This window comes from Pseudoalteromonas ostreae (genome assembly GCF_018069805.1).
Taxonomy (GTDB): Bacteria; Pseudomonadota; Gammaproteobacteria; order Enterobacterales; family Alteromonadaceae; genus Pseudoalteromonas; species Pseudoalteromonas ostreae.
On sequence record NZ_JAGPYN010000006.1, the window covers coordinates 175,650 to 188,432 of the forward strand.

Below are 12,783 nucleotides of genomic sequence, written 5' to 3' on the forward strand. Positions count from 1 at the left end.
TTACTTAATAACTTGGCCATATAAATTTGCGTTATAGAAGCCCCCCTCTTTATAAATAGCTTTTTCTAGCAAGGCTTCATGCACAAAGCCAGACTTTAATAAAACTTTACTTGAGCCTGTATTACCGTCAAAAACGATAGCGTGCAACCTAACAATATCAGTTGTTGTTTGAACTTGTTTTATTAACAACGCTAATGCTTCAGTAACGATCCCCTGCCCCCAATATTCCTTTGCGAGCCAATAACCCACCTCGGCTGATTTACAGTATTCAAGCTCCCCTTTGATTGCACTGACACAACCAATAAATAAGCCATCTTTTTCAATTGCAAAAATTCCCCCTGCTTTACTGCCAGTCTCAACCCACCAATTGGCATCACCCATAGTGTAAGGCGACGGTATTTTGGGGGATAAAAACCGTTTTACATCGGGGTTATTTAAGTAGTTGACGAGTAAAGTTTGATCTTCTGATTTGAAATTTCTTAAACGTAGCATGGTATTTTTTATATTTAATTAAAATCTAAAGCTGGTTTTTATTACAATAGGTCGCTTTTTCAAAGTCATTTATATTCATGGCGATATTTGCAACTTCTGGGAACTTATCATTAAGCATGGTAACGACAGCTTTGGACAATGCCGCTTTTTGCTCTGTAGTTCGCCCTTGCATAATGTGCGTAAAAACATGAATAAACTCGTTTTTTTCATTCCCTACTAAATAATTATTAAATGGATTTACTCTGACCTTTATATCACTTTCAATAAATAAGCCTGTGCTATTGGCTACTTTATGTATCTCTTTGTTAAGTGTTGCTTCATCGCATACCTCTAAAATTGAACTAGCACAATCAATCACAAAATGTGGCATTAAAAACTCCTTTCTGGTTGTTTAAAATAAAGCTACTGATGGTACTTGCGTATCATCACTATTTTTCCGCCTTCAACTTCAAGCACATCCATTATCGTTTGTGTGTATTCTATTGGCTGCTGATTTTGCGGGTGAATACCTTTGGGATGATGGCTATAGCGGATTGCAAACCCTGAGTTATTAAAAATAAATGTGTCGAGCAATTTCGCTTTATACTCAGTGTGAGCACCTAAATAATATGCCATGCCTTTGCGCATGTTTTCTTTACCGTCCGGTGTGCGAGTATCATCAGGTTGAAAAGGAATATGCTGACTCCCTACATCATCACTTAATAACGCCAAAAAGGCTTCTAACTCTTTATGCGTTGCACTCGGCGCTTGAGTAGCGACCATCGTTGAAAAGTATTGTTGGGCGAGTGTTTCAAGTTCCTTATTTGCAGCCGCAACACTGATTGACACACACATTAAAACCACTGAAAATATAGTTGTTATTTTTTTCATCATGCCTCCATTTATTCAACTCGCATACGTTGCCTATTATACAAACAATAAACGAATGAAATGTATAGCTTTATTTTTTAGTGTTCTGTTCAAAAAAGCAGCTCACTGAGGTAAAAACTGCCGCTAATATAGAGAAAATTAATCAAGGCTCTAACGGGCATTGGAAAATGAGAAAACGATAACTTTAGCTTGAGGCTTAGCGCCAAAACAAATAAAATGATGGCGCCCCAAAAGAGCGTTTAAGCATATTGTTCATTGAGCCATTAGCACCTAAAGGCACGCCAGTACGCTTTTTTACATATTCTGTAAGCGTTATATGATTAGACATATTGACTCTCTGGCTGAATTAGCCACAGGTTGGCTATTGAATAAAGTAGCCAATCACTAACCATTGCTGGTCCGATTTTTTTAAAGTAACCGTTTCAGTCGATTCTGGTCTGTTTGCAAAATCAGTATTAAATTGCAGTAAAACATATTCACCTTTTGGTAACTGAGGCAGAGAATCAAACGTTTTACGATTGACTTGTTCACGGGATTCAACATCACCCAGCGGTGTGCGAACTTCACCTAGTTTTGATACCCAAAGATCTTGACTTACATTTTCTTTAAAAAATGCATCACTTTGCTGCCAACTCAAGGCGTAATTGCCGTTATCTACTACAGCTAGCCACTGTGTAGCGGCTGTTTGTTCTTCATTGGCTTGTAGATTAAATGTGGCAAAAGCCATAAAGAAAAATAAAATACAGCGCTTTTTCATCATTACTCCTTGTTAAAAAATTGCAGTTTCAGCCTACTAAAGAGCAGTTAATTATAAAAGTATAATTTATGAACTTTGCCCTTACTAACTTCATCCTCGCTAACTCTACTCACATCCTACTTTTTACTTTATTGGTGGCAATACTGTTAGCGGGATCATCCGGCCAAAAGTCGTTCGTAACCCTGTATTGTATTTAATATTGACACTATTATTTACCAAAAAAGTCAACATCATAATTAAAAAACAACGAATTCTAATTGACACTTATACTTTATATATAAGTTTGACACTTTTATACTATTTATATTTCTCCATTGACACTTTTAACAATGCCTCATTCGCTGTACTTCCATTCAAAAATTTTATTATTCTCGGCCAAATACTTTTCAAATTGTTCAAAATGCATACTACCTAACTGCTCTGTACAAAGTTCATAACCAGCTTCTATTCCAAGCGTTTTCAAGCGTGAAGCATCGATCTTAGATGATAACTTTGAGACAAATTTAGGACCTCGTTTAATAAACGTCAGTAAGTGCGCGTCAAATAATTTATCGATATGCGCACATAACAAAATACCGTTTGCACCATCAAGCCTTTGCTCATTGCTACTGCACTTGGACCAAGGGACTATGTGTGATGCGATAAGTATTTCGCGAACATTAGTAAGAGTTAGCGCGCAGTATTCTCCGTTACCCCAAGCCTTAATAACATTTTGTCTAAACTCACCTTGGCCAATTCGGGCAAGTATCAAACTTTCACGTTCAGTATTTTCAACTATAGAATCAAATATATCACTGACATCTTGAGCAATATTTGGAATACTTTTGTTCGAATATTTTCTATCGTGTTTACCCACGGCATAGTATTCGCCACTAATTATCTCTAAAGACATATCTGAAAGAACTTCCACATATGCCTTTATCTTGTCTCCTCCAGTGCTTGTGTCTTCACCTAATATCATAGGAAAAGTTTTTAGTGAATAACCCTGACTCTCTACGAGTTTAATGTACTCAGTAGCTTCACCATATGCATTTTGCCTTCGATCTCCCTCATTAAACTCCCATTCAGTAGACAATATTAACGCTCTATTTGATTCAGTGTTAACATCCCAAGCACCAAAAATAACAACCTTATCCTTATGGTTAACAAATGCCCAACCACGCGGATTACGACTTAGTAGCACCATGAGACTCCATAAATTTCCTTCGAGACATTAACTTTCCTTTTATTTTAATTATTGATTTTGATAGCTTACGCTTGAGACTCATATACGTTAGCTACAGCATTGATAATTGCTTTAGCCTGTCCAATGGTAAGTTCAGCCCCCACACTTTATTTATGAGTATATTTATTCAACTTTATAAAAAACTGACGAACTAAAAGCCAATTCCATAAACAGTTCTGACCTTACATTCATAATTCAGACAACTAGACTTCATAAGCAAAGTTTGAACATTTGTATCATAAAAGCCATGTTGAGGGCTCAAAACCCTAAAAGTATGCATATTAGACTCTGATAATTGCTCCGCAACACTTGATAACTGGGAGGCAAGGTGAATATGTTGTTTCGTATCTACATTGTTTTGCAATACTAAATTATCGGCAGACTTTAGTAAATTTCCTAGTGTAGTAAAATTTCCATTCGCTTTTTTATATGTTTCGACTAATTTGTCATCAATAGGGATTGCTTCAAACCGCTTGAAAACTTCGTGCCAAGGATACACCACGTTACCTTGTTCGCGATGCTGAGCTCCAGCTAGTTCGTGCCATCTTGAGCTACTATCAGTAATAATTACTGATCCTGTCACTTGAGCTAAAAATAGTGACATTTCATAATTTGGGCTCATGTGAAATTGAATGAATTGACCGCAACTTTTAGTCTCAAATTGTTGTAACATAACTAAAGGGGATGCCTCTGCTAAAGCTTCTAACTCATTGATCGTCGTTGTTGCAGTAGCTTGATCCAAACCAAATTGACTCATCAGTAACCTAATTCTTGCTTTAGTAGGTACTAAAGATGTAGAGTTTAATACATCCTCTACTGACAACCTAAACATGAGCGGCTTATCTTGCTCGTCTAAAACTCCTCTTTTCTGAGCTCTGCTGTTTGCCACTTCTAACATAGCCCGCCTTAATGGTAGATCGAAATTGCATGGATCTGGAATAAGATTTATAAGTCCAGCTCTAATAAATGGCTCTACTTGTAGCATAAATAAGAAGTCTTTTAAGGCTTGGTACTTGTATTTGTTAGGGAACTTTATTGAGCTAAATTCTGGGTTGACGTTATTTGGGTTTATTATTGGTGTTTCGATCAGGAACTCATCAAACATTGAAGCAATTGGCAAAGCATTTATACCGATAGTTCTAACATCTAATATCCCAGTGTATAACCCTCGAAATTTATCATCTGGTTTTGGAAGCAAAGCATAGACATCAGTTTCTCGGGGCCATAAACAAGAGTAGAATTCATATACTCTTTTAATCTGCTCATTAGATAGTTCTTTTCTCACATCAAGCCAAGTTTTTCCTTGATTTAACCCAAGCTCATGGCGAATGCATTGGCAAAAAGCCAAATTTCTTTCTCTGATACTAAATACGTTCCAAGTCGTACGTAAGTCTACAGGAACTTTATAACAGCATTTTTTATATTTTCGACCACTACCACAACCGCAAACCTCATTTCTGCCTATATTTTCTTCATCTATATCCTTAATTAAGAAATCACTTTGGGGGGTCGTTCTACCAAAAGCATCTTGGTAAATGATTGTTCCATCGTCAAAACCAACGAACATTTCACCGCCATATCGGTGTAACTCACCAGAAGGGGGTATTAAGGTATGACGTAGGTCTGCCCAATCACACATTACATTTTTTTCAGGGTACAGCCACTCTTCCTTCCCTGATGCGACAGAATCTTTTGAATTCACTTTGATTATATAATTTATCTTAGAAACTTCATTAGCATTGAGTTTCCTGCAATTTATGAACTCAATAGTATTGACCATACTCTTTCTTATACGTGTCGCATTAGTTCGTTGCTCAATTGGGTTTACGATCTCAGGCTCTTTCGCATATTCAAGGTTTGTTAAAATCAAGCATCGGTTTTTGCTCAAAGGAAATATAGTTTGTGAACCCTTTAATGAAATATCTGGATCATTTGGATAGTTTGATAATTCACTATTAGGTGGGCATGCATAGTTATAAATAGTAATTGGATGATCCGAAACTATAAACTTAACATCTGAATCTTCAGCTGATACAAGCTCTCTTACTCCCTCAGCCCACAATGCACAGTGTATGGTGCGTAATGATTGCATCTCGCGCATCAACTGCATTTGATTTAATTCAGGATAATTACTCTTAATCCAGTCTAGGCCTTTAGGTGTTCTTAACTTTTGCGCATCTAAATAAATGAAAAAGTTTTGGAAGTTTAGATTCCATTGGTTGAGGTCATCTGATAAGAATGCTTTGACTGCCAAGGAACCGTTGTCGTCGATTGGACCAAATAGTTTCTTTTCAATTTCATCGTTAAACTCAGCCCCGAAGAATGTCGAATACAAATGTTCTTTATAAAATTTCTGTGCTGGAGTATGCCACTTTATTGAAGTTAGTTTTTTTGTACCTCCGTTTGGAAGGTTGATCTCTTTTTGAGTTAGAAAGCAGAGCTTAGAATTATGTTCATCAATAAAGCCTTTTTGATGCCATTGAGGTACAAAATGATTATCTTTAGTTTTTGTCATATTTATACACTTCTAAATTAATACTAAGTTTTATTACTACCCTAGTTAACTTCTTAGACAACAACAACAACAATAAGAACTAATTAACACTATCTAAGAGCATCCGCATTAACCCTTCTTGACTCAAATATTAGAATAACCTACCAGTGGTTAGCTATAAATAAGCTGAGGTAGCGCTAAAATTAAACTCACTGAATAGCAAGCTCTGAATCGTATTTAATACTTTTAATTAAACTTTCACGCAATAGACTCTAACACTTTAATAGCTTGAGTCACTTGACAGCATACATTGCAGTTAAACATTCGATCAAACTTCAATTGATTCTGTGTTACTAGGTGGGTTAGGCGTTTCTCTGTAAAAAAATAGTCAAAGTACGGAAGTGCCACACTAGCGTGGCGAAAATCATGGAAATCGTGGTCTTGAAACTTCTGTTTTTTATCCCATCGAACAGCTGAATATAAACCTGAAATAATATGAGCCGATGGTAAATGTACACCCATTTTCTCTAAACGGAACATATTATATATCACAACATTCATTTTTTTCTTTGTTTCATATACTTCATTAAGTGAACGACTCTCTGGAACAGGCTCTCCTATCATTTGGTTATATATATGACGCATAACTTCGTATATCATATCTCCAGATACATCAAGCCACCCAGCAATTTCATTCATGAACATTTGCTTAAAACTAAGTGCTTCATGCATATGTGAGAACTGCCCTAAATTAATATTTTCAGCAGTAGGTGGAGCAGGTAAGTCAATGAACTCTCTATCTAGAAGAAAAATTTCTATTTGATCTGAGAGTGAAGTAGACCACATTTGATCTACAAAAGCTTTTTCAATAGCTAAGTTTTCTGAGTCAGAAATACTATTATGAGTAATAGAACTGAATCCCATAGTATATGCTAGTTTGGTCCATATACTCTCTTGTGGTGAATAAGTTCCTTGACAAAGATGTGAATTGTAGAATTGCATGAGTTCAAGCTGAACCCTCTCTTCATAGCTAATCGTAGATATACCTAAGGATAACTGGTCAATCAATTTGACTGTATTACGTAACGTATCTATATCAGATTGTCGAGTAACTTCAAGATATACATCTTCGCTGATTGGAAAAACACATACTTTATTTTTCACTAATTTTTGGGCCAATAAAAGTAACTGATACTCTTTTTTACAGGTACTAGGATTCATTAGACCATTTCTAAGCAAAACCCAAAACTTAGTATCTAAATATATTTTCTTCTTCCCTTTAATCGATGCTGCAAGCTCCAAGCGTAACTTTCTATAATGTTCTGATATCGTTATGTCTGGGTTATCTTTATGATAATTAAATGTATTTATAAATTGCATAACCTATCCAGTTCTTTCACCAATAATAGTGCAAGAAACGTAATCATGATCCCTGCCATTACTTTTTTACCTAGCACCATTCACTTTAGACTGATACTGAATTATTTTTATTAATGTCGAAACACTTAACCCCCGAAAAAATAGGTAACACAAACTATTTTACTATGGTGGCTTACTCTTTTTTCTCTTTATTGACTGCCCAGGTTTTTCTTCTAACGGCTTTTCAGGCCAGCGATGCTTGGGGTATCGACCTCGCATATCTTTTGCCACATCAAAGTATGAAGATAGCCAAAATTGTCCAAGGTCGCTCGTTGTTTGAATTGGCCTTTTTGCTGGAGATAATAGCTCAAACCTTATCGGTACTTTACCCATAGCTAATAAGGGAGACTCAATTTGCCCAAACATTTCTTGTAAAACAACTGAAACTGTTGGTCCTTGGTTTTCATCGTATCTAATTTCTACCTCTTTTCCGCTAGGTGCTAAATATGTAATTGGCGCACATTCATCTAGAAGCTGTTGTTGCTCCCAAGTTAAATTAGTTATTAAAAGTGAATATATCTCTATGTTCTTTAATGCCTTAATGCTTTTTACGCTTTCGATATAAGGTAACAACCATGTGTCAACGCTTTTAAGTAACCGTTCTTCACTTATAATAGGAAAACTATCTAATGTGCTACTCAGCCAACGACACCTAATTAACCAGTTTTCGCTCTTTTTCGACCAACGAAGAAATTTAAGCCCTTCAGCTAACAAAATATCATTAATACAAGAATTAAAGTCACTATCAGATATAACATTCAATCTATCTTCTTGTACTATCAAGCTCATATAGCTGTAAATTCGCCGACCTATAATATTTTCTTTCTTACTATCTAATTTATAGCACACCTTTGTATTGAGCTTATCCTCCAAGCTATCAATTACATCAGAAAAAGCTATTGGTGCACTGATATAAATTTTACCACCTGAATTTTTTCCATCACAGTCACATACCACTAACCAATTTGTGTTAACTAGAGTATCGGCTTCTCTTAATGAAACACCTCTCCCGTTTGCTAGTAAGTAATCTGTACTATTTTTACTTCTAATCTTGGCGAGTCTATCTGGATACGCCTTTAATAATAATGTTCCTACTGATGATTGAAATTCAAAAAAGGTAATACCTTTAAGATCTAAATTTATATTCAAAGTATTTGCAAATGACCGAGCTAACTTAGTCACCTGCCTTAATCCTGCATTATGAACATTACGACTTATAGCTTTACCAATAAAACTGTCATAAACAATTAAGAGCCGGTCAGTGATGTCTGAACTATCAGCATTAGATAAAATATCTCTTTCCGATAGAAGTGCAGCCAAAAAACATGCAGTGAGTTTTTCTTTCTCTGTTTTACAAGAAAGCAGCATACTCCCTAATCTAGCATCAACCCCTAGCGCCAATACTTTCTGACCAAGTGAAGTAATTTTGTTTGAGCTATCTAAAAGGCCTAACGTATAATTCAACTTACAAGCTATTTCAAAATGATGTAAAGGCGGGGCAGTTAACCAATTTACGTCATCATAGTTAGTTATCCCCCAACCTACTAATTCGAGTACTAGGTTTGTTAAATCAGCAACATTAATTTCTTCTATTTGATATTCGTCTAGCTCTTTTTGCTCAAGCTCACTCCACAGCCTTAAACAATACCCCCCTTGAGTTCTTCCCGCTCTTCCGGCTCGTTGTGCCGCTGAAGCTTTTGATATACGGGTAGTATCAAGTCTTGATAATCCACTTTTAACATCAAACTTCATTACCTTTTCAAGACCAGAATCAATAACGAAACTAATCCCATCAATTGTTAGGCTCGTCTCCGCGAGATTAGTTGAAAATATAACTCGTCTCGCCCCGTCTTTTTTTAGTGCAAGTTCTTGTTCCGAGAGAGACAAACTACCATAAAGAGGCAAGATCTTGACACTTGCTGGTAAATAATTTTGGACAGCATTTATACAGCGTTTGATTTCAGCTTGCCCAGATAAAAACACAAGGATGTCACCCGATGTATTTTCTTTTATTATCCGGCCTAATAAATATTTAATATGTTCTGATAGATGAGAAGAGGGCTTACCAGCATATCCAATTTCAACGGGGAAGGCTCGACCCGGGCACTTTACGACTTTAGAGTTTCCTAGGTAATTTGAAAGTAACTCAGTATCTATAGTTGCAGACATAACAAGTAACTTCAAATCATCCCGATATGCTTCTTGTACTTCTAAAGCTAGGTTTAGCGCTAGATCTGCGTGAATTGATCGCTCATGAAATTCATCAAATATTATCAAGCCAATATTATTTAACTCAGGGTCGTTTTGAATCCTACGGGTAAGAACGCCTTCAGTAACTATCTCAAGCAAAGTGTTTTTTGATATTATTCGCTCATTACGAATTTGATAACCAACCGTCTCACCAACATTTTCATTTAATTGACTGGCTAGATAGTGAGCAATAGCTTTTACAGCAACTCTACGTGGCTCTAGCATAATAACTTTCTTCCCTAGCATCATGTTTGATGTGATTAGCTTAAGTGGTACTACAGTTGATTTACCGGCTCCAGGCTCCGCCTGCAGAACTAAGTTATTATATTCATTAATATTTTTTATTATTTCAGGAAGGTATTCTTCAATAGGTAACAAAACAAGCTCTCTGTTAAATTAATTGGACAGTCATAAAGCACCTCTATTTGAGTGGAATCGATGCCACCTAAGTTAGTTCCCTGCTTTATTGCGCAACAACAAAATCGAATATCTTACGAAATATTATATCGCATTTCGCCTAAAACAGTCTTCGACTAAAAACTGTAGCTTACGGGAAATAAAAAATACCTATAAACAAATAAAATTAATTTACGAAAAGTAGTTGGAATAGAAATTTCCCGTTCACACACATTATGAATATCAACCTGTTGTGATTCAACTATACTTTACATGCTCATTATTAGGGAAATAGATCAATAATTCCTCTCAGCTTAGTGATTTGATATCAAATTTAGGGTGAGAGTGCTAAATTTCCCGTTTACGAGAATAATTCTGCATGAAGTTATATAAATGGAATAGAGAGATGATCCTTCCCATTCACGCACATAATTCTGGTAGCGGAATATTGAGCTAACTAAGTATTAAAGATTCACATACTGATTAATGCCAACAACTAATAAAAATTTATACTGAAATAGTAAGGATAATAGGCATAGGGCCAATGTCGTTGTTCAAATAGTAATTGGTTAAAAGTAGGATACGCTCCCATGGTAGGTGGGGTCGTTCTCATATATAACGAGTCTCAATCGTTATGATTCAATTTTCCCTTTCACGCACATAATTTTGGGAAAGTAAAAGATCTCACTAAGTATTAAGTTTCAATTGAGTCGAAACCAGACCTTGAGAATTTAATTAAGCGTGTCAATTAACTATGGGACTGTACCACTACAGATGAAACGCTTAAGAATTTAACGAAATAACTCCAACAGCCAAAACGGTTCAAAAAAACAAGCTCCTGCAATCGTTCCTAAGCACTTTTACGGCATTAGGTAATGCATTTGGAACCCATAAAACGGGCTGATTTTCTTTAAAAAGAGTAATCCTACAGCCTCAACGCCTAAATCAGGTGCACCGTAGGCGTCACATGGATTGTGATTTACTTGTTATATGCCATCTATCACCAAAATCAAACTCTTAACTACTGCAACAAATATAGCTAAACCAGTTATGTATCTAGGCAGCTTAGGATATTTTTCATTCATATATTTAAGCGTTGGAGATTTATTTGCACTCCCAAGTTTTCCACTAAAATGCAAGGCAGCTAAGATGCAAATAATTATCACCAATAAGGTATTGTAAGGCTTAGCTAACATCCAAGAATCCTTGCCATATGACGCCCTGTTATGATCATTCTTTCAACTAATACCCTAGCTGAATCTCTTTAAGATTATTTTGACTAAGCATTACATTAATTTTTTCGATCAACTTACGCCGTAAAATATTGTATTGCCCACCCATTTCGTTCAGTTGATTAGGATTATTAACTAGCTCTTTAACGTCTTTTTTATAGGTTTTATAAATTCCATCAACTTTCTTCTCAACATCACTAATAAACCGAAGGTACGTTTCATCACCGATCATGCTTGCAGGAATAGTTTGCGCAATAACAGATTTACTCCAGTTATCATGAAGAACTCCTATCTTGATCAGAGCCTTGGTTGCTACTATCGCTGATTCGAAATCACTGTAACTTCTTTCATACATAAAGTTATCTGTGTAGGCAGGGCGATCAAATGCAAGCCTAATCGCCGAAAGGTGATTTTGCATTTCACTTTTACCAAAAGCTTCTCTGTAAGCTTCATAACTGGTTGCCATCACAGATTGAAAGCGGTTTATATCTTGATTTAACTCATCCCAAAACCAAAGCTGAACTTTAAATGGAATTTTTCCAGTCCCATTTATATTTATTACATGATCTTGCAACTTGGTATCGATGCGAGCAGTAGTCGCAATTATTAGCAAGTTAAGAGAAGGTTTGAATTTTTTAGCCTTTTTAACCTCTGAATCTATTGTAGACTTGGAAATACTCTGTTTCTTTGTCTCCTTGCACTGAATCCCAATGTTGTTATCCATTAAATCTTGAGCAAATACGTCAATTCCCTTTTGATTTTGCCCTTGTCGACCATACTCTTGAACAGAACTCTCAACGTATTTAACCTTTGCTATGTCTACCACCAAGTTTTGGAAATCCTGCCAATTCGCAGGTGGGGGCATAAATATTTGTAATTGATTCATTTTCTTCCTCTATGACCAACGCCGCCAGCAGCGGCCGCGTGAAACGAGGTCCAGCGACCGCAGGGAGCGATGCCGGCTGGCTTTGTTATGTTTTTGGGTGAAGGAGGTCATAATACGATTTCTCGAAATTGGAGACTGACTTATGCACCCAAGCTGATAATTTTTTAGAATTCAAAAGTTCTGCGACCCAGCTAGAACAATCATCTTCGATCCATGTTGCTGAACTCGAAATACCCAAGGTTTTCATTAAGATCGCTATTTTTTTATTAGGAGCTTCGTCTTTTCCAAGAAACTCACCTTTAAAGTGAACCAATTCGTTCCTCAATGACGAGATAATTTCGAATGACTGAAATGGTTCTCTACCCTTATCCCATAAAACACCATTTGTTCTCAAGGATACTAAATCCCACTTTTCTTGAACCGTAAGCTTTTTTTGAAGATTCTGAATAGTAAACCACTCTTTATACTCAGAGCTATCTGCCTCGAACCCATAGCAAAGAACACCGATTGATATCTCTTCATTTATTCTAGCTTCAAGAAAACATGCGGCATTAATAATGGATGATGAGTTGAAGATCCTTATATCTTGGGTATTTTCAGAAGAGCTAGCTAATTCAGCAAACTTTTTACAGCCTTGAAGAAAATCAGAAGAAAAGCGACTCATAGCCCATTTTATCGGTTTTCCTGCACATGTATTTTCTTCTGAAATATCAGATTCCATGGTGATCCTTAGAAAACATAAACGCCTTGCTAAGCGGATAA

12 protein-coding genes are annotated in these 12,783 nt (G+C 36.2%); all 12 read right to left on the bottom strand.

The window, feature by feature from the left end; genetic code table 11:
- The 12 genes from J7338_RS06895 to J7338_RS06945 all read right to left on the bottom strand — a co-directional run bounded on the left by J7338_RS06895 (position 1) and on the right by J7338_RS06945 (position 12,742).
- Entirely contained in the window at positions 1 to 492 is a 492-nt protein-coding gene (locus tag J7338_RS06895) for a GNAT family N-acetyltransferase (protein WP_210796347.1), read from the bottom strand.
- Positions 493 to 517: 25 nt separating this feature from the next.
- On the bottom strand, positions 518 to 862 hold the full coding sequence (locus J7338_RS06900; protein WP_210796348.1) for a 5-carboxymethyl-2-hydroxymuconate Delta-isomerase: 345 nt from the start codon (positions 860 to 862) through the stop codon (positions 518 to 520).
- 32 nt (positions 863 to 894) lie between these two features.
- Positions 895 to 1,326, bottom strand: coding sequence for a nuclear transport factor 2 family protein (locus J7338_RS06905; RefSeq protein ID WP_415837821.1), 432 nt, complete (start codon positions 1,324 to 1,326; stop codon positions 895 to 897).
- A gap of 232 nt (positions 1,327 to 1,558) precedes the next feature.
- Positions 1,559 to 1,690 carry a hypothetical protein gene (locus J7338_RS20780; RefSeq protein WP_338052493.1) on the bottom strand — a complete coding sequence of 44 codons (132 nt, stop codon included), beginning with the start codon at positions 1,688 to 1,690 and terminating at the stop codon, positions 1,559 to 1,561.
- 33 nt (positions 1,691 to 1,723) lie between these two features.
- Positions 1,724 to 2,122: a DUF4019 domain-containing protein gene (locus J7338_RS06910; RefSeq protein WP_210796350.1), complete on the bottom strand. Its 399-nt coding sequence runs from the start codon at positions 2,120 to 2,122 to the stop codon at positions 1,724 to 1,726.
- A gap of 331 nt (positions 2,123 to 2,453) precedes the next feature.
- Positions 2,454 to 3,305 (bottom strand): HNH endonuclease, encoded by an 852-nt coding sequence (locus J7338_RS06915; protein ID WP_210796351.1) that lies wholly within the window; start codon positions 3,303 to 3,305, stop codon positions 2,454 to 2,456.
- Between the two features lie 190 nt (positions 3,306 to 3,495).
- Positions 3,496 to 5,859, bottom strand: a complete 2,364-nt coding sequence (locus J7338_RS06920) for a DUF4238 domain-containing protein (RefSeq protein ID WP_210796352.1) — start codon at positions 5,857 to 5,859, stop codon at positions 3,496 to 3,498.
- Positions 5,860 to 6,096: 237 nt separating this feature from the next.
- The gene (locus J7338_RS06925; protein WP_210796353.1) at positions 6,097 to 7,218 is read right to left on the bottom strand and encodes a hypothetical protein; all 1,122 of its coding nucleotides are present in this window, start codon (positions 7,216 to 7,218) and stop codon (positions 6,097 to 6,099) included.
- Between the two features lie 162 nt (positions 7,219 to 7,380).
- Positions 7,381 to 9,885, bottom strand: a complete 2,505-nt coding sequence (gene hrpB / locus J7338_RS06930) for an ATP-dependent helicase HrpB (protein WP_210796354.1) — start codon at positions 9,883 to 9,885, stop codon at positions 7,381 to 7,383.
- Between the two features lie 1,004 nt (positions 9,886 to 10,889).
- Positions 10,890 to 11,099 carry a hypothetical protein gene (locus J7338_RS06935; protein ID WP_210796355.1) on the bottom strand — a complete coding sequence of 70 codons (210 nt, stop codon included), beginning with the start codon at positions 11,097 to 11,099 and terminating at the stop codon, positions 10,890 to 10,892.
- A 46-nt stretch (positions 11,100 to 11,145) separates the two neighbouring features.
- On the bottom strand, positions 11,146 to 12,021 hold the full coding sequence (locus tag J7338_RS06940; RefSeq protein WP_210796356.1) for a restriction endonuclease: 876 nt from the start codon (positions 12,019 to 12,021) through the stop codon (positions 11,146 to 11,148).
- A gap of 85 nt (positions 12,022 to 12,106) precedes the next feature.
- Positions 12,107 to 12,742: a hypothetical protein gene (locus J7338_RS06945; RefSeq protein WP_210796357.1), complete on the bottom strand. Its 636-nt coding sequence runs from the start codon at positions 12,740 to 12,742 to the stop codon at positions 12,107 to 12,109.
- Between the last annotated feature and the right edge of the window lie 41 nt (positions 12,743 to 12,783).